At 54.4% G+C, this 17,450-nt stretch carries 19 protein-coding genes and 1 pseudogene; 13 read left to right on the forward strand and 7 right to left on the reverse strand.

The window, feature by feature from the left end; all coding sequences use genetic code 11:
• Nucleotides 1-921: 921 nt before the first annotated feature.
• Nucleotides 922-1,314, forward strand: a pseudogene (locus tag C442_RS23040) (site-specific integrase); the annotation flags it as partial.
• Nucleotides 1,315-1,386: 72 nt separating this feature from the next.
• On the opposite strand, the gene C442_RS23045 reads toward C442_RS23040, so the two are convergent.
• On the reverse strand, nucleotides 1,387-1,554 hold the full coding sequence (locus tag C442_RS23045; RefSeq protein ID WP_394324894.1) for a hypothetical protein: 168 nt from the start codon (nucleotides 1,552-1,554) through the stop codon (nucleotides 1,387-1,389).
• 518 nt (nucleotides 1,555-2,072) lie between these two features.
• Nucleotides 2,073-3,086 (reverse strand): tyrosine-type recombinase/integrase, encoded by a 1,014-nt coding sequence (locus C442_RS20755; RefSeq protein ID WP_008307700.1) that lies wholly within the window; start codon nucleotides 3,084-3,086, stop codon nucleotides 2,073-2,075.
• A gap of 465 nt (nucleotides 3,087-3,551) precedes the next feature.
• Here C442_RS20755 and C442_RS03000 point away from each other — a divergent pair, with 465 nt between their 5' ends.
• Nucleotides 3,552-3,935 carry a winged helix-turn-helix domain-containing protein gene (locus C442_RS03000; protein WP_008307701.1) on the forward strand — a complete coding sequence of 128 codons (384 nt, stop codon included), beginning with the start codon at nucleotides 3,552-3,554 and terminating at the stop codon, nucleotides 3,933-3,935.
• Between the two features lie 279 nt (nucleotides 3,936-4,214).
• Here the strand turns inward: C442_RS03000 and C442_RS20760 are convergent, their stop codons facing one another.
• Nucleotides 4,215-4,454, reverse strand: coding sequence for a MarR family transcriptional regulator (locus tag C442_RS20760; RefSeq protein ID WP_338035238.1), 240 nt, complete (start codon nucleotides 4,452-4,454; stop codon nucleotides 4,215-4,217).
• Between the two features lie 200 nt (nucleotides 4,455-4,654).
• On the opposite strand from C442_RS20760, the gene C442_RS23210 reads away from it, so the two are divergent.
• The 4 genes from C442_RS23210 (at nucleotide 4,655) to C442_RS21425 (ending at nucleotide 7,890) form a co-directional block, all read left to right on the forward strand.
• Nucleotides 4,655-5,017 (forward strand): DUF7344 domain-containing protein, encoded by a 363-nt coding sequence (locus C442_RS23210; protein WP_080504274.1) that lies wholly within the window; start codon nucleotides 4,655-4,657, stop codon nucleotides 5,015-5,017.
• A 207-nt stretch (nucleotides 5,018-5,224) separates the two neighbouring features.
• Nucleotides 5,225-5,878 carry a winged helix-turn-helix transcriptional regulator gene (locus C442_RS20770; RefSeq protein WP_008307702.1) on the forward strand — a complete coding sequence of 218 codons (654 nt, stop codon included), beginning with the start codon at nucleotides 5,225-5,227 and terminating at the stop codon, nucleotides 5,876-5,878.
• A gap of 7 nt (nucleotides 5,879-5,885) precedes the next feature.
• Nucleotides 5,886-6,836, forward strand: a complete 951-nt coding sequence (locus C442_RS03010; RefSeq protein WP_049942789.1) for a recombinase family protein — start codon at nucleotides 5,886-5,888, stop codon at nucleotides 6,834-6,836.
• 466 nt (nucleotides 6,837-7,302) lie between these two features.
• The gene (locus tag C442_RS21425; protein ID WP_152418428.1) at nucleotides 7,303-7,890 is read left to right on the forward strand and encodes a hypothetical protein; all 588 of its coding nucleotides are present in this window, start codon (nucleotides 7,303-7,305) and stop codon (nucleotides 7,888-7,890) included.
• A 152-nt stretch (nucleotides 7,891-8,042) separates the two neighbouring features.
• On the opposite strand, the gene C442_RS20775 is transcribed toward C442_RS21425, so the two are convergent.
• From C442_RS20775 to nikR, 3 genes are all read right to left on the reverse strand, one after another.
• The gene (locus tag C442_RS20775; RefSeq protein ID WP_008307705.1) at nucleotides 8,043-9,428 is read right to left on the reverse strand and encodes a deoxyguanosinetriphosphate triphosphohydrolase family protein; all 1,386 of its coding nucleotides are present in this window, start codon (nucleotides 9,426-9,428) and stop codon (nucleotides 8,043-8,045) included.
• Between the two features lie 47 nt (nucleotides 9,429-9,475).
• Nucleotides 9,476-9,670: a hypothetical protein gene (locus tag C442_RS23050; protein ID WP_008307708.1), complete on the reverse strand. Its 195-nt coding sequence runs from the start codon at nucleotides 9,668-9,670 to the stop codon at nucleotides 9,476-9,478.
• 820 nt (nucleotides 9,671-10,490) lie between these two features.
• On the reverse strand, nucleotides 10,491-10,901 hold the full coding sequence (gene nikR, locus C442_RS03030; protein ID WP_008307710.1) for a nickel-responsive transcriptional regulator NikR: 411 nt from the start codon (nucleotides 10,899-10,901) through the stop codon (nucleotides 10,491-10,493).
• A gap of 120 nt (nucleotides 10,902-11,021) precedes the next feature.
• Here nikR and C442_RS03035 point away from each other — a divergent pair, with 120 nt between their 5' ends.
• Genes C442_RS03035 through C442_RS03050 form a run of 4 tightly spaced genes read left to right on the forward strand, consistent with a single transcriptional unit; the run spans nucleotide 11,022 to nucleotide 13,578 of the window.
• Nucleotides 11,022-11,660 (forward strand): energy-coupling factor ABC transporter permease, encoded by a 639-nt coding sequence (locus C442_RS03035; RefSeq protein ID WP_005537288.1) that lies wholly within the window; start codon nucleotides 11,022-11,024, stop codon nucleotides 11,658-11,660.
• On the forward strand, nucleotides 11,660-11,974 hold the full coding sequence (locus tag C442_RS03040) for a PDGLE domain-containing protein (RefSeq protein WP_008307713.1): 315 nt from the start codon (nucleotides 11,660-11,662) through the stop codon (nucleotides 11,972-11,974). Before C442_RS03035 ends, C442_RS03040 begins: the two co-directional genes overlap by 1 nt.
• A gap of 3 nt (nucleotides 11,975-11,977) precedes the next feature.
• Complete coding sequence (gene cbiQ / locus C442_RS03045; RefSeq protein WP_008307718.1) at nucleotides 11,978-12,769, forward strand: cobalt ECF transporter T component CbiQ; 792 nt, start codon at nucleotides 11,978-11,980, stop codon at nucleotides 12,767-12,769.
• Nucleotides 12,766-13,578 (forward strand): energy-coupling factor ABC transporter ATP-binding protein, encoded by an 813-nt coding sequence (locus C442_RS03050; RefSeq protein ID WP_008307719.1) that lies wholly within the window; start codon nucleotides 12,766-12,768, stop codon nucleotides 13,576-13,578. Before cbiQ ends, C442_RS03050 begins: the two co-directional genes overlap by 4 nt.
• A gap of 41 nt (nucleotides 13,579-13,619) precedes the next feature.
• Here C442_RS03050 and C442_RS03055 read toward each other — a convergent pair whose 3' ends face one another.
• Entirely contained in the window at nucleotides 13,620-14,147 is a 528-nt protein-coding gene (locus tag C442_RS03055; protein WP_008307720.1) for a phosphopantetheine adenylyltransferase, read from the reverse strand.
• 137 nt (nucleotides 14,148-14,284) lie between these two features.
• On the opposite strand from C442_RS03055, the gene C442_RS03060 reads away from it, so the two are divergent.
• From C442_RS03060 to C442_RS03070, 3 genes are all read left to right on the forward strand, one after another.
• On the forward strand, nucleotides 14,285-15,274 hold the full coding sequence (locus C442_RS03060) for a ring-cleaving dioxygenase (protein WP_049942792.1): 990 nt from the start codon (nucleotides 14,285-14,287) through the stop codon (nucleotides 15,272-15,274).
• Nucleotides 15,275-15,356: 82 nt separating this feature from the next.
• Entirely contained in the window at nucleotides 15,357-15,728 is a 372-nt protein-coding gene (locus tag C442_RS03065) for a hypothetical protein (protein WP_008307722.1), read from the forward strand.
• Nucleotides 15,729-15,988: 260 nt separating this feature from the next.
• Entirely contained in the window at nucleotides 15,989-17,440 is a 1,452-nt protein-coding gene (locus C442_RS03070) for an alpha/beta hydrolase family protein (protein WP_239642252.1), read from the forward strand.
• The last annotated feature ends 10 nt before the right edge of the window (nucleotides 17,441-17,450 follow it).

Below are 17,450 nucleotides of genomic sequence, written 5' to 3' on the forward strand. Positions count from 1 at the left end.
AATCTCTCGACTAATCTCAATGAATACACCCGCTACACAGCCTGTAAGTCGATACGAGAGCCTTCAAACGGCTGCCAGTACATACCTTACAGCCTTAGAAGATACTGTACCTGAGACTACGTATTGGTCGCACAAGCAAGCAGTCAGGTCATTCGTTGACTGGGTCGATTCAGTACCACCCCACACTGAATTAGAGAGTCTTATCGCTCGCTTTGCTGGCAGACTTACGGGAGCTCCGGACTACACAGATGAAACGGTGTACGGGTACCTGTGTTCACTGGTAAACCTCGTATCGTATATCCGATATGATGAACCCGAAATTGTCGCAATGCGGGTTTCTGAGGAGCTCAGTGAAGAAACAAGCGTGGATGTATCCGGAATCTTTGAGCCTCTACAAGAGCAATCATCACGAAATGAAGACCAACTGTGTTCGTCGGAAGAATCTATCTCTAAGTTACTAGTTTATCTTAAGCAAAGCGCCTACGGGTCTCGGGTGCATGCATATGTTGAAACTATTCTTGGAGTAAAAGGCCGACCTAGCTTAGTCCAGAAATTGGATCTCGAAAATATAGACTTGGACAGAGGAACGGTTCAAATCGGGATATCAGAGACTTACCTCGTCGGTTCAACAAACCTTGTGGAAAGCCGTGAAGTCGATCTTCCCAAGCGAACCTATCGCACTCTGAAAGAGTACATCCGATTGAATCGAACTGCGGCTGATCAAGAGAATACGGAACCCCTATTCACCACACACCATGGTCGAGCTTCTCACTCAACACTACGTCGAGGAATAAAACAAGAAAGTCGAAAAATCAGCTCTGCCGTTCAGAGTTCTACAGAATCGGATACATTGACTACATCACCAGTCCGTCCAAGCGACATCTGGTGGTACGCCCTATCAAACGCTCCCGAGTGAATATCATGACAGATACCCTGGCTAAAGCACTTTCGGACATCAACAACCCAGATACTATTCGCCAGATCCTGACTGCGGATAGTACCAACATCGAACAGAACAGTCCTGCTCTGGGCAACACGGGTCAACCGAAACTAACGGACCTCTACGACCGATTCTTGACTCGTCGACAAGATAGAAGTCCATCTACGCGCTCTCAGTACAAGCGAACTATTCCGCACTTCATTAAGTTTGCCGAAGAGCAAGGAACTTTACAGCCGTCTGAAATCTCTACGGAGCTTGTTGACTCATATGTTGACGAACTACAGGGGAGTTACGACGCGGATGCTACTATCCACACCTATACAAAGAATGTTCGGTCGTGGCTACAGTGGCTAAGTAACCGAAATCTCTGTGACGAATCAGTCTATCGAATACTTGACAAGGAAGAGATTGGCCTATCGCCGGCGGCTCGTGACGAGGCTATCCCGTCAATGCGAGCTAGTCAAATCCTTCAGCATCTTCGAAATAAGAGGCGGGGAACTGAAATTCACGCTCTCATCGAACTGCTCTGGAACGCCGGTCCTCGCATAGGGGGAGTTCATTCCAGCGATGTCGAAGACTTCGACCCTGAAAATAGAGAACTCAGGTTCCGACACAGACCGGAAACAGGAACACGATTAAAAAACGGAGACGGAGCAGATAGAACGTCGGGCGATGGGGAACGAAACGTCGAATTGAGTGATCGTGTCGTTGAGGCAATCCAGCTCTACATTGAGACCACCCGTCCAGACATCACCGATGAGCACGGACGCGAGCCACTATTTACAACACAGCATGGGCGTGCATCACGGTCAACTCTACGGCGCTGGGTGTACAAGGCAACGAGTTGTCGATGGGTTTCGATAGAAGCTGAGGATCAAGTATGTGATGGATCCTGCTGTCCTGATTCAGACGTCTGTTCTCACTCTTACTACCCACACGCTATTCGACGGGGTGCAATCGTTCACCATCTCAGCGGAGGGCTCCGACCTGACTTAGCCAGTGAGCGCTTTGACGTATCAACGAAGATTATCAGGAAGCATTACGACCCGCGGACCAAGCGTCAGCGACGTGAAGATAGAGCAGAATCTGTTAGAAATGCCTGGGAAGTCGATTGACACATATAGTATATTTTCTACTCATCCGGTAGATATCGGCGCCGTTGTTCAACTTTTTCTTGCTTTGTTCGCTGGTCGTAGTGTCGGTCAAGCACATCTATACCAACGTCCATCCGATCACTGACGACCCGCTCTGGAGTGTCGGACTGCAAATGATACGTAATTGACCCACGCCGAATCGGATGTGGGCTCAGTGACGATGGACAGCCGTATGCATACTCAGTTGGCCTCGACTCACATGTCTCTATTTTCCGGTCGTGTGGACACTTGTTTTCGTACACACATGGTCGGGTGAACTGATAAGCGATTGACCGTGCTCGGTTGCGGCTGAGACGACCACGATTAGTAGCAAATAGCGGCCTCCGGTCGAATTCATCTAATTTATGAGGGTGCTTGGCGGAAAGCCAGTCATCTAGTACATCACAAATAGCGTCACTTAATGCTACGAAACGCTCACTCTCAGTCTGATTCTTTAGTGAAGTACCCTCGTCGGGGCGATGCACAAGTCTGAGGTGCTGTCCGTCAGCGTCGTAATCCTTGATATCGAGGCCGACAGCCGCTCCGACTCGAAGTCCAGTGTGCCATATAACTGCAAGTAAGGTGTGTTCCAGTGTTGCGTATTGAAATTTCTCGAGATGCGTGAGCACTTTTTGTGCTCGGTCATGTGTCAGAAGTTCATCGCGAGCATTTTTTCCTGTCGTTGTCGGCAGAAGTATTTTTTCGTCAAGGCCAGGTTCGACCGCATCAATACTCGCGCAGAACCGAAGAAACAGTCGGAGGGTTGCGAGTTGGGACTTCATCGACGCGGTTGCTAGCTCGTCTTTGTTGCGACGTTTGACTCGGAACCGATGGATGTCCCTGCCCGAAATTTCATTCATGTTATCAATACCATCGTCAATACACCACTGAACAAATTGTTTCAAGCGGTATTCATGCGACTGGAGTGTCGCATCTGCTACTTCTTGGCGACGTTCGTCCAAGTACATCTGCTTCGCCGTGGGTGGATCAAGTGGATCGAGGTTGACTGTCATTGTGCAAGCCAGGCTCACCAACAGCCCTGCTTATTTAGACCTCTACTGGCTAATTGAGACAAGGCGATGGCGAATGAGCCTTCGATTCGACTTTTTCTCCAGTTTGACCTAATCAATCGCCCATTGATTGTAGTGTCTCCAACCAAATGCTGTTTCGTGAGGTAGATATTGACTTGTTGTAAGTCCTAAACCTACGCAGCGACGGTCATAAACTTGATTAGTTCTGTTGAAGTCCCTGATTTTGACAGGAGATGAGTACAACATACAGAGAGCCCACGAAAATCCCGTACCTAAGTCTTTGAATCAAAAGTAGACTGGATTGATCGGAAAATCATACGAATTGTGACAAAAACCAAGGTAAAAATATTTAATATGGTCTCATTTCAATCTTATCATAGCGTGACACATACGAATACCTCTCCGATCTCGATAGCAGATTGATAGAGGCTGAAGATTATCCAAATCATGAGTGACAAGTTTGACATAGGCACCGATCTGCCAGAAGACAGTATCCTCACCCCTGAGGACTACCTCAAGATGTACGAGGTGGCCTCAAAACCGAAGCAATACCGGATCATGGAGGCGCTTGCCGAAAACAACGAACTCAGCACCAGCGAACTGTCAATGGTACTTGGTGAGGAAAATAATACACTCCACTATCCACTTCGGACACTGAAAGAGGTGGGACTAATCAAAAACAGACGAGACCCGACCACTGGAACGGAAGAAACATACTCGTACTACGAACTCACGGACATGGGATGGACAGTCCTCACCGAAGGCATCCATGAGGGAATCAGGATACTGGCACGCGAAGAGTCGGCACTAGAAGAAATGTACAGCAAGTAGACTTTTGATAGTCGCTCTTTCGAAAGTAGATACTGCATGCAAGTCACTTACCGTATCGGGAATACCCTTCTCCTGGCCGAGTTGACACGGGGAGTATCTGGATGCTCGTCCTTGTTACGTCCTTCTGACTATGCGCGCTGTACTCGTCATAGTCTTAAAAACTATCAACGACTGTGAGATTTAACGGAGCCACTTAGCCACACTCTGTCTATTATTAGAATGGTATTTAAATCAGATCGAGAGGTAGTCCCGATTGATGAAACAGTGGTTTATATATCTTTACGATCCTTTGCTGATCTCACTTGAATCAACGTCTCCCTTGATATACCCCTTTCCAAGGCCTGTTAGCCTGTAATTCGTAGCATCTACTCGTTGTAATAGACCTGCATTTGCTAATGTGCGGCACCGACGAGAAATATATTCTCCAGTATAATCGATATTTGCTGCAATAACAGATGGTGAAGCGATGATATCTTTCTCTAGTAGGAACTCCATGATCCGTTCATCAGCTTGTGTCATCCATTCAACGCGGGGCCGCATTAACATCTGATGGCGCTTCAATGAACCTAAGAGCCGTACAATATCTGTCTACAGACCATATGAAGTAACTTATAGACACAATTTTTTGTGGTTAAGTGTTGAAACTCATAATGTGTGATCAATCCACAAGCAACTGATCACACCAATGACCGACTCGTTTAGTGAACTCCAGACTATCCATGCCAAACTCCAATCGTGACAAACCAATATCGGTGCTGTATCACGCGCTTCGGGCTCGACGTCGCCGATTGGCGATTCAGATCTTGGCGGAGGCTGACGATACTACAGTCTCGACCCGGGAGTTGGCGCGCGATATAACCAGTCGAGAATGCGGTATCCCCTCGGAGCGTGCGACAGGTGAACCGTATAGGAATGTGTACAATGCACTTTCGCAAACACATTTACCAACATTGGCTGACGCCAGTATCGTAATCTATGACTCAAAGCGCCAGACTGTCTCTCGTGGTACTAATTTTTGTCTTGTACTACTGCTTCTATCGATAGACTCCGCAGCTATCGACACCATACAAAACAAAATCTAAAATTTTCCACTTGTCAATCACCGATTGAGTAAATCTCTTCTTCCCTCTCATAAGGATATGGCTGACAATACCAGTACTACTCCCCAAACTTCGCCAAACTCCGAAGCAGAGACCTGTCTCAACTGTGGATCGAACGAACTGGAAAGTGGCCCACTTGACTTAGGTTCTCTGTGTAAATCATGTGGTGCTGTCGGCGGAGTAGACTCAATGGAACAGCGCCCTGAGAGCCAGGCACCGAGTCAAACTGAACAATCTATTTGGTCGGATTATCACACAGTCAAAAACAGCACTGAACAGCAGGTTGCTACGGCTCTCGAATACATTGAAGAGTTATCTGCACAACTTAACATGTCTGACCAGATTTGCATTCGGACAGCTGAAATCTACGGACAAGCTGCGATTGAACAAACTACGGACGGACGGTCGACAGAAGCTATTGTAATCGCTGCAGTCATAATCGCTTCTCGAGAATTCCAGAAACCTTACGCTATCGGTCGAATTGCAAGTGTCACCGACACCGATGTAAGAGACATCAGGCAAGCACTCAGTAGGGTCAAGAACGATTTGTACCTGTACACACATTGTCCTCCGAGAGCCTATCTGAGTAAGCTAACTGAACCGCTGGGAGTGGATGACTCAACTATAACGATTGCTCAGACGATACTTGATGACCTCTCTAATGAAAATATTGGTGGGAAGCATCCTGCGGCAGTTGCGGGGGCCGCATTGTATGTTGCTGCTGACGGGGATATTACTCAGCGTGACATCGCCAAGGTAAGCGGTGTAACAACTGAGACAGTCCGTATACGAGTGAAGGAGTGCCGGAAAGAACACCCGTCGGAGTCGAACAAACAAGGATAATAGGTACATGAATCTGGATCCACGAGTATCCAAACCAGATGGAGAAACCTCTGGAGATACGGAGTCAGAAAGGCGAGCAGCGATCTATGCCCGAACTTCCTCAACAAGCCAAAAATTCGGCTATTCAATAGACGAGCAGGTTAGGCAGTGTGCACAGCGCTGTCAGATGATGGATTGGTCCGTAGTTTTCGTATATAAAGATGAAGCAGTAAGCGGAAAAGATACTGACCGCCCGATGTTCCAGCAGATGCTGTCGAAAGCAGAAGCAGGACTGTTTGATGTCTTGGTGTTCTGGAAGTTAGATCGGTTTTCTCGAAGCATCATGCATGCCGTCAATCTAGAAAAACAATTTCGAGAGTGGGACGTCGCGCTTTACAGTGCAACCGAACAGATTGACACGACCACTCCAGCGGGCAGATTTAATTTCCGCAATATCGCGAACGCTGCAGAGTTTGAACGTGACATGATCAAACAGCGCACACAAATGGGACACGCTGCTCGTGCGCTTGAACACAAATGGCCCAACAAAACGGCCCCACTGGGGTACGTCAAGACAGACAATGGGAAGCTATCTGTACATCCGAAAGAAGCAGCACTAGTACGTCACATCTTTTCAGAGTATACTGAGCAACGATCGATGCCCTCGGTTGCTGAGATCCTCAATAATGAACAGTGGTCGACTAAGCAAGGTAATAATTGGACGGCAGATGCTGTAGGGAAGATTCTCCGAAATCAAATATACATTGGAGAGTACTCTGTCGGAGAGATTGAGTCGACGGTAAAGGAGTACCAAATATTGAGTCAGAAATTGTTTGATGAAGTTACAGAGATACGGATGCGGTTCAAGAAGGATACACAATCTACTCGGCCAGCGATGGGAAAAGAACGCAAAAAGCAGCGAGTGAAGGATGTAACATCCCAGTACTCAGACTTCTATGAATCTTCGATATCTGAGTAAACACATGTCGCTTGATTTCAGCATATGTATCTCAAAACTTCCGTAGAACCTGACAAAGTACCTCTTGAATGAGTGTTTGTCAATATCGAATCGCATACTACTTTGAGATAATTGACTACCAACCAATCATGAGCTATATGTCCCCCAGCTTGAAGCCCTTACCAGATCAGCCGTACCGAAGAACTCGTTCGACAGACCGACTTTGATGACGCACGACGCGAATTGTAGGAGACGATTCTGAACTGTTCGGCAGAAGCGGGAAATCGCCGAGACACTGGCAGTCTCAGGGACCTACGGAATGAGGGTGTCATACAACAGTTCTCATACCCGGTCTTCGCATCTTCGAGTTGGTCAGTACAGGGGATGTACTGTCGAGTCGTCTTCTCTTTCGTCAGTTGACCCGCCCGATAAGCTTCATCTCTTTGTTGGGAGAAAATATTTGCCAAGTTAACGACTTACTCACAGTATGCGCCGCCGCCAAGCCCTCCTTGGAATGGCAACTGCTATCGGATTTTCGGGCTGTGTTCGTTCGTCTACTGAATCTAATCCAAATGAACGGACCTCGGAACCAACAGAGGATTCGCCTTCAGACGATAGACCTGAATCAAGAGGCCCTATTCGTGGCGAAAACGAGGTCAATATTTCAGTTCAGACCACCGAAACTGATTCGAGCGTCGAGTATTTCCCGAAGAACGATACAGTTCGATTCGTCGGGAGCCGTAGCGGTGACTCAGAAGTGAGTTATTCTACTCGTGACTTCGAAGACTGGGCGGTAATGAGGTGTGCATCCGTAGCAAGAGACCCTGCTATCGAATATGTAGAAGAAGAACTCGGAGAATCAGTTGGCGGGAGTGTTGGAGATGGAGAAGTGTATGTCAATATCTCGATTGAACTTGACCGGAACGGGAACATCACTTCCCGACCGAGTGTGGAGTTCGATGAACTCGTAGCAGTCACCCCGAGAACCATTCAGGTAACCTACGAACTGGAGGATAGGAAACGTACGTGTGAAATCCCAGTCTATGCCAGACAGCAAGTTGTGCACTTGGAATAGCAACTCCCGATTGCACGATAAGCAGACGTACTGAGAAGGTAGTTCTCCATTGGAAGTCTTGAAATAAATCACCTTGTGAACTGTTCTATGACACCCTTACGGAATAGTTGTTGAACTGGACACTGCTGTCGAAATTTTGTCGTCGCAATAGGTCACCGGATAATACGATCTTGAAGTGACCCCGGAGAGGTCCCCTCTAACCTTTCATACAGTTCTATGGTTTGCTGCTCAGTCATGCTTGTGAGAAGATCAACCACGATTCGCGTTCGTTCATTCTTTGTACCTGTCTTATCTAATTCACTAATACGGTCTCGGTATGGTGACGGGATTATTCCTCGGTTCTTTGCCTCTGGAACAGCCTCCTTCATTAGTATCTGGAACAGCTTTCTGATTACCTTTCGCTGGCCATGTTGTTGTGCCATTAAAGCTGAGTTATTTATAATATAGTATCGGGTGAGCTCAATTAGAGTGTCTACTTCACATCTGAGTACTGAGTTGACATGAATATCCAAACCATGATTAGACTTCCTTAACTCAATTGGAGTTATATCTCTGCTTGGGTACCCTAAATATCTCCTAATTAGATGTGAGGTGAATGTATTCATCTCCCCTCCTTGTGTAGGGTCTCCTGTATAGGGCTTTTTTAGCACATCAACCGCAAAATTAGACATCGACTCAATGAACTCCTCTGGGTCCCAACTATCTGTGCCAATGTCGGTGTTTGTTTCTAAATGGTCAAGAAAATCTGATCGCTGTTCACTGTCTTCAAGAATTTGATCAAATGGGAGTAGGCCTGCTCTATAGAAGTCATCGAGATCGTGTACTGCATATGCAACGTCATCAGCCCAGTCCATTATTTGTGCCTCAATACTTTGCTGCTGACCCTGCGCTAACTCTCGGGCAAAATCAAAATCTGTCTGTTCTGTTCGATAGTACCCCCATTTGCCTGATTTCTTTCCATTATCATCCCTTGCCCAAGGATACTTGAGAATGCCGTTGAGCGTAGCTCTGGTCAAATCTAACCCATCATACCCAGATCTATGTGTCGCCAGCTTCGTCACAATTCGGAAAGATTGTGCATTTGCTTCAAATCCTTCGGGTACCCCTTCAGAAGTGACACAATCATCTAACTGCTGTTCCGCCGTGTGCCCGAAGGGCGGATGTCCTAAGTCGTGTGCCAGTGCAGCAGCTTCAACAACAGATGGTATAGGGCCCGTGTGATTCTCGAATACCTCATCTGGTGTGACTTCGCGTAAGTGTTCCGTTAGTCTACGTCCAACCTGACCAACTTTCAATGAGTGAGATAGACGATCGTGATAAATATAGGACTCTCCCGTCCTGGCAACTTGTGTGACTCCAGAAAGTCTATTGAAAGCATCCGTATATAGGAGTCTATCTCTGTCCCTTTGGAAGGCTGTTCGTTGATCGGATTCCCCTCTGTGGCGTCGATCATTTCGTCTTGGTTCCTTAGCGCCAGATAAAGCTGGATGCAGCCGCCCAAGAATAGCTCGTCCAAATTTTGAGATGTTTCTGTCCATAGATGTATCTATCTGGGAGTTGGACCAATAATAAAATACTTGGCTATTTATTCGGTCAGCTTGTACTTCCAATCCATCGTTGATGTGACTTCCCCTCGGTCCACTAGCTCACTAACTGCCTTCCGAGTCTCTTCAACACTCAGGGATGTCTTAGCGGCAATCTCTTCATGTTCCAATGCTTGACTGGAATTTCTGAGTGCATTTTTCACTTCGTCTTGGTTGCCGCTTGTCAGGATCCCCATGGACGTGTCGATATTTGACACCGGACACTTATAATTATGGCATCCATTATCGTATTTCAAAATGTTTAATCCTGCTCAGGAGACAGAAATATATGTTTGACAACACTTCTCAACTCGATCTGTTCCATTCAAGATTATCTGTTTTCAACTCTTCAGAGTTGAGAAATCCGGATGAATAGTATTCATCTTTGGCGGTCAATCGGTAGTAACCTCTGATTTCGGATACTTTCTTCAAGGTTTTCGACCAGTGAGTTTACGCATCCGCTGACCACCCGCGCCCTCGACGGAGGTGACGACGAGTGAGCGACGATTTCGAAGCACTCTCCCCGAGCGCGGGATCGAGATGTATCGAACAGCTTGCAAAACGAGTACACCGAGGCGATGCTCACGAGCCACAAGTACCGGCCCGAAGCGTTCCTGCAGTGGTGAAACGAGGAAGAATTCGAGTACCTGAACGAGCTATCCGGTTGCAATCTTCACGAGTATCGGAGTTAGCGACGGGAGGGGCAGGTCGAAATCGTCACTCGAGCCGTGTTGAAATGCTAGCGAACGGCGTTAGAATGCGACTCCCCTTCTCTTGCTAACACGCAGTCGAACCCACCCTGATATCGCAGACGATGCTGGATAACTGGTCTTCCGGTCACACAGTACCACTCTAAACACCCGTCTAAGACTGCAATAGTACTACATACGGCTGGCTGACGGTCCAGTACTTTCTGGATATTCCCCGGCAGGGCCCATGTCCACCACTGGCAAAACGGTCTGCAATGCGGTCGGAGTCTCATATTTTCGAGGGGAAGGCGACTCACACGCCCACAACTCACTCGTCCACGACGACGACCTTGACCTGCTGGACACCGCCAATCGCCCGGAGACGGTTGGCTAGCTCCGTGATATTGCCGCCCGCGCCCTCGACGACCAGCGTCTCCATGCAGGTGTCGTGGGAGAGGTGAATATGCTGGACGGACGTGATGATGTCGGCCATCTCGTGTTGGACCGTCTGAAGCTCGTCTGCGATGCCCGAGACGTGGTGGTCGTGGACGATGACGATGGTTCCGTGGTGGTGTTTTTCGTCACCGGACTCCCACTCGTAGGTCGCAAAGAAGTCACGTAGCGAGTCACGAATGGCTTCCGACCGGCTCGCGTACTCCCAGTCGTCGACGATACCGTCGAGTCGGTCGACCATCGACGAGGGGAGTGTCAGGCTGATCCGGTCGAGGTCCTCACTCATGTGTGTCGATAGAGAGGGGCTCGCATATGGATATCCGGGCTTCGGTAATACTCACTCGTCGGCAGTAATACTGCCCGATGAAAAAGTATTATTACCGCGCCGGGGCCAGACCCGGGTAGCATGCACATTCCCGACGGGTATATCGATCTACCGCTTGCGTTGCTGTTCGGTGCGCTTGCGGTCGTCGTTCTGAGCGTCGCTGCCAAGCGTGTCAACGGTGAGATTTCCGATGCGCGCGCGCCGCTGCTCGGTGTCGTCGCAGCGAGTATCTTCGCCGCACAGATGCTTGACTGGCCAATTCCCGGGGGCACCAGCGCCCACTTCGTCGGGGGCGCGTTCGCGGCGATTCTCCTCGGTCCGCATCTGGGCGCGCTCTGTGTCGCGACTGTCGTCACGATTCAGGCGCTCGTCTTCGGTGACGGCGGGCTCGTGGTGCTTGGCGCGAACGTGTTCAACATGGCTGTCGTCGAGGTGTACGTCGGCTACGCCATCTATCGCCTGCTCGTTCCATACGGCGAGTTCCGCGCGGCCTTCGTCGCGGGGTGGCTGGGAATTACGGCCGGCGCGCTGACCGCCGCGCTCCAGCTCGGCCTCTCCTCTGCGTTCCAGTACCAGTTGCTGACGACGCTGTCGATAATGGGCGTCGGGCATCTCGTGTTGGGCCTGATCGAGGGGGCCATCACCGCCTCGGTTTACCGTTATCTGGCCCGCGCTCGCCCCGACCTGCGACCGAACGCCGCCCCGGAGGTGAGTGCGTGATGGCCTGGAATCGCCCCGACTGGCTACCCCGTGCCCTCGCCGCGTTGCTGGTCCTGACGCTGCTCGCACCGGCGTTCGGGTGGGCGGCCGGGCAGGTCGGCTACGCCGAACCGCTCGAAAACGCCGCCGAGGCGACCGATGCGACGGAACACGCCACCGCCGTCGGTACCGCGCTGTTCCCGGACTACGGCGTCCCCGGCCTCGGCGGCGCGACCGGGACGTTCGTGTCGGCCGTCGTCGGGACGGCGCTGACGCTCCTCCTCGGTGCCGGCATCGGTCGCCTGCTCGGGGCGGATACCGACCAGCGACAGTAGCACATGGCCGGCAGAGACCTGCTCGACCGGACCGTCGCAGCCATCGCGGCCAGCGCCCAGTGGTTTCTGCTCGCAGAGGACCTGCCGGACCGGGACGGGTTTCTGCAGGCCGTCACGCCGACGGTCAAGCTCGTCGGCATCGTCGCGCTCGTCGCCCTTACCGTGACACAGCGGACGCTGGCAGTCGTCAGCGCGCTCGCGCTCCTCGCTTCGGTGCTTGCGGCCATTTCTCGGATACCTATCCGTACGTTCCTGGGGCGGCTGACCGGCCCGCCGGCGTTCGCGTTCGTCGTTGTCGCCCCCCAGGCGTTCTTGATGGGCGGCCCCTCGCTGGGGTCGCTCCCGCTCTCGGCCGCCGGCGTCGACTACGTACTCACGTTCGCCGTTCGCGTAACCGCGTGTGTCGGCTTCCTGTCCGTGTTACTGTTGACGACCCGCTTCGCCGATCTGCTGGCGGCGTTTCGCCGGCTCCGGGTCCCGTCGATTGCCGTCTCGCTGCTCGGAATCACCTACCGCTATCTCTTCCTCTTCTTCGCTGAACTCGAACGCATGGTCCGGGCTCGCCGGAGCCGCACCGTCGCCGAGCCGAATCTCCGCCGGAACTGGCGCGACTCGGGGAACTTCGTGGGCTCGTTTCTCGTCCGCAGTCTGGAACGCGGCGAGCGGGTCCAGCGGGCCGCTCGCGCCCGCGGCGGCACCGGCTCGACCCCGACACGGCCCCGGGAACCGCTCGGGCGGGCCGACCTCGCCTTCGGACTGGTCGTCGCACTCGCTGTCGTGGTGGTGGTCGCGTGACTGCCATCGAGGCGACTGCCCTTCGATACGCCTACCCCGATGGGACGCTGGCCGTCGACGGCGTCGACGTGTCCATCGAGCGCGGCGACCGCGTAGCGCTGCTCGGCCCGAACGGGGCCGGCAAGTCGACGGTGCTGGAACTGCTGGGCGGCCTGGTCGACCCCGATGGCGGGCGGGTCCGGTACTTCGGCGAGACGGCCGACGCCGACACAGTTCGCAGTCGCCTGAGCGTCCTCACGCAGAACCCGGCGGACTACCTGTTCAACCCGACCGTCCGCGAGGACCTCGCCTACGGGCCGGCCCAGCTCGACTGCGACCGCGCGGAAGTCGACCGCCGCGTCGAGCGAGTCGCGGACCGGCTCGACCTCGACGGCCTCCTGTCGAAACCGCCGTTCCGGCTCAGCGGCGGTGAACAGCGCCGGGCTGCTCTCGCCAGCGCGCTCACCGTCGAACCGGACGTACTGTTGCTTGATGAACCGGTGAGCAACGTCGACGCCGCGAACCGGGAAACGGTCCTCGACCTGCTCGACGAACTCGCGGCCGACGGCGTCACGCTCGTCGTCTCGACGCCGGACACCGAACTCGTCCCACACGTCGCGGACCGGGTCCTGTTGCTCGACGATACCGGCACGATTGCCGCGAAGGGGCCCACCCGCCGCATCCTGACCGATACTGGCCTGCTGCGGGACTGTGACCTGCGCCCGCCACAGGTCGTCAGACTGTTCGAGGGCCGAACGGAGGACGTGCCACTGACTGTCGACGGGGCCGCCGAACTGTTGGACACAGGCAGTCCGGATACCGTGGAGTGACAGTCTGACGCACAGAGATACTGTGGCACTTCACCCGTCTCTCACTCTGACGCGTCGAGCAAGCGGCCGTGTACATCGATTTCACCGTTCCGAATCCGGGTGCTGCTGATCCGCGTGCCGTCTTCGGCGACGACGAACGGCGGCGTGTGGATTTCCAGCGGGTGGAGCCCCGCGTCCCGCCGCTGCTGATTGAGTTCGTAGGCGCGGCGCTGTGCCTTCGCCTCCGGCGAGGCGACGAGCGCATCCACGTCCGCCCGCGTCGCGGCTGGTCCCTGCGTGTCCTCTAATTGGAGAATCTCGTAGGTGGCGGTGTATGACTCGCCTAACTGGCCCAACTCGGCATCGAGCGCGGCATGGCGGTCGTCGTACGCACCCAACTGCTCCGCGTGTGCCGGGTCGCTACGCGTCTCTGTCGCCAGTTCGGAACTCGTCAGACCGACGATGACGTGGCCGTCGCCACTTCCGTCGTGGCTTGCGGTCTGGAACGCCTTGTGTAGGAGCGCCCGGTGGCCGTTGTGAATCGGTGTGAAGGTCCCGCCGAGAATCGCTGTCCGGTCCGCGTCTGCCATACGCGAATGTCCCACCAGTGTCATATATAACTGCTGTCCGTCGCATGACTCGCCAGTGCCAACGGTTGCCACCGACTGTACCCCGGTAACACTCGCGTCAGCAGTCACTCAAGTAGTTCCGGCACGTATTGCTCCCAATGACCGAAGCCACCCCTACTCCGGGCATCCACCACGTCACATGCATCGCGAGCGATCCCCAGCAGAACATGGACTTCTGGGTCGAAACGCTCGGGCTCAGGCTCGTCAAGCGCTCGATCAACCAGGACGACCCCAGTACGTACCACTTCTTCTTCGCCGACGCCGCGGGGAACCCCGGGACGAGCATGACGTTCTTCCCGTGGGAGGACCACGCACAGGGGAAGGTCGGCTCCGGACAGGTCTCACGCACCGCGTTCCGCGTGCCCGAGGGGAGCCTCGACTACTGGGAGGACCGCTTCGACGAGTACGGCGTCGACTACGACGACCGTGTCGAGCGGTTCGGCGAGACTGTCCTCCCGTTCCGTGACCCGGACGGGCTCCCGGTCGAACTGGTCGAAGTCGAGATTCCCGACGACGACCCGACCGAGCCGTGGACGGAGTTCGTTTCCGAAGACGCCGCCATCCGTGGCTTCCACTCGGTGACGCTCTGGCTCGCTGACCCCGAACCGACGGAGGACCTGCTCCAGAAGATGGGCTTCGAGGAAGTCGGCACCGAGCAGGTACAGGGTGATACGCCCGGCGACGAGCGGACCCGCTACGCCGCGACGGGGTCTGTCGGGAAGTACGTCGACGTGTTGCCGACTATCGAGGGCGGCCGGCAGGGCCACGGCACGGTCCACCACGTCGCCTTCCAGACGCCAACCGACGAGGACCAGCAGTCGATGCGCGAGGCCGTTCGCGGTGCGGGACTGCGCCCCACGTCACAGATCGACCGCCACTGGTTCCGCTCGGTCTACTTCCGGGAGTTCGGCGGCGTGCTGTTCGAACTCGCCACGAGCGGCCCCGGGTACGACAGCGACGAACCGCTTGACGACCTCGGTGGCCGGCTGGTGCTGCCCGGGAAGTTCGAGGGCCGACGCGAGGAAATCGAGGCGGGGCTCACGGACGTGACGATTCCCCGGCCAGCGGCCGCCGAAGCCGACGACTAACGCCACCGAACCGACCGGTATCCGCTTCATTCTTCCTGTTAGCCTGTGAGTAAATATGAGTGTCCGGACTGTTCCGTGTCATATGTCCACAGAGGGGCAGGAGTACGTTATCGCACCGTGGGGTGAGTGCGAGTGTGAGACGACCGATATCACGGTCGATCTGCCGTCCCGGGAGCTCGCGGCCCAGCTGGAAGTCCCGACAGGCGTGCTAGACCGCATGGCACAGCTCGGCGACGAGCACGACATCCCGGTGACGCAGGCGCTCGGGGAGCGGCTGGAAATCAACCGGGCGCGGGTGTCGCTCTGTGCCGCGAAGTCGGTCGACGACGTGGCCGCCGTCCAGCAGCACCTCACAGACGCCCGCGAGTACCTGTCGGGCGTCGAAGCGCTCGATACGGCTGATCTCGAAGCTGACATCGAACACCTCTGGACCAACGAACTCGGCGGCGCGTAACCTCCTCCATGGGGCGAGTAATTGAAACAGAAGTGGCTATTTGTGACCGTAGATGCCCGATAAACCGGTTTATTGATAACGACGAATAATTGGTAATGAAGTGGAAATCGGAGCACTGTCCAGTACGCGTGTGGAATCTATCCCCCATTTCAACGGGTTAGAATACCGTTTTCAGCGCCGCTCCCAATTCTTTACCGTTGGCTTGGAGTTTACAGTAAGTTTAATTCACTGAGTGTCTCACCTGCGTCCGTGGTATTATCATGAACGATGATAGACGACTGTGGTTCGTAGCTGCAGTGTCGCTACTCCTGATATTCAGCGGGAGCGGGCTCGCATGGACAGTACAAACAGATGCCGGTTCCGTCGAGGTTCGCGACGTGAAGTTCTCCGGGACCAACGGGACGATGATGAGCGGGACGCTGTACATCCCTGAGGAGGCGAGCAGCGCTTCCCCACAGCCGGGGGTGTTAGCCGTTCACGGCTACATCAACTCGAAGGAGACGCAGTCGCCGTTCGCTATCGAGTACGCAAGGCGAGGTTTCGTGGTCCTCGCCATCGACCAGACGGGTCACGGTTACTCGGACGCGCCGGCGTTCAACAACGGCTACGGCGGCCCTGACAGCCTCGAATACCTCCGGTCGCTGGACTACGTCGACAACGAAAACATCGGCCTCGAAGGGCACTCGATGGGCGGCTGGACCGTCGTCACGGCGGCCGCGGCCCACCCGGACGGGTACGAATCGATGGTCATCGAGGGGTCATCGACTGGGTCGAACCGCGCCCCCGAAGGCACCGATTCGTTCCCACGGAACCTCGCCGTCGTGTTCAGCGAGTACGACGAGTTCTCCCCGGTGATGTGGGGGACAGCGAGTGCGTCCGACGTTGAGCAGAGCGACAAACTCCAGACGGTGTTCGGCACGGACAGCGCCGTCGAGGAGGGGCGTACCTACGGCAGTGTCGAGGACGGGACCGCACGGCAACTGTACACCCCGGCAACCACTCACCCCGGCGACCACTTCTCGACCGCAGCCATCGGCGCGTCCATCGAGTGGCTCCAGCTAACGCTCGAAGGCGAAGACGAGATGGACCCGAGCAACCAGGTCTGGTACTGGAAATCGCTTGGGACCTTTGTCGCCCTCATCGGCGGTGTGCTGTCGCTGTTCCCGGTCGGCGGTCTGCTCATCGACCGGGCACCGACCGACAGGCTCCGACGGGAGTACCCCGACGGGAAGGGGATGACCGGCGTGAAACGCTACGGGGCGTCGCTGCTCGCCGCGGCGATACCGATTGTGACGTACTTCCCGTTGCAAGACGTTGCACCGGCGATTGTCGGCCTCAGCTGGCTGTTCCCACAGCAGATCAACAACGGCGTGATCGTCTGGGCGCTGGGGAACGCGGTCATCACCGCGGTGCTGTTCGCGGTGTGGCACTACACGAGCAACGCTGACGACCCGTCGGTGTCGCTGGCGAACTACGGCCTTGACACGGGCGATGGTGCACGAACGCTCGGCATCTCGGTTCTGGCCGGTGTCGCTACCGTCGGTGTGTTGTATCTGCTGGAAGCCGTCGTGGCGTTCCTGTTCCAGACCGACTTCCGCATCTGGGTGTTCGCCATCAAACTCCTGTCCCCGGCGCAGTTCCGGATCAGCTTCTCGTATCTCCTGCCGCTGTTTGCCTTCTTCGTCGTCCCTGTCTCTTATACACATCTCTGATGGCGCGAGG

The organism is Haloarcula amylolytica JCM 13557 (assembly GCF_000336615.1).
GTDB classification, from domain to species: Archaea; Halobacteriota; Halobacteria; order Halobacteriales; family Haloarculaceae; genus Haloarcula; species Haloarcula amylolytica.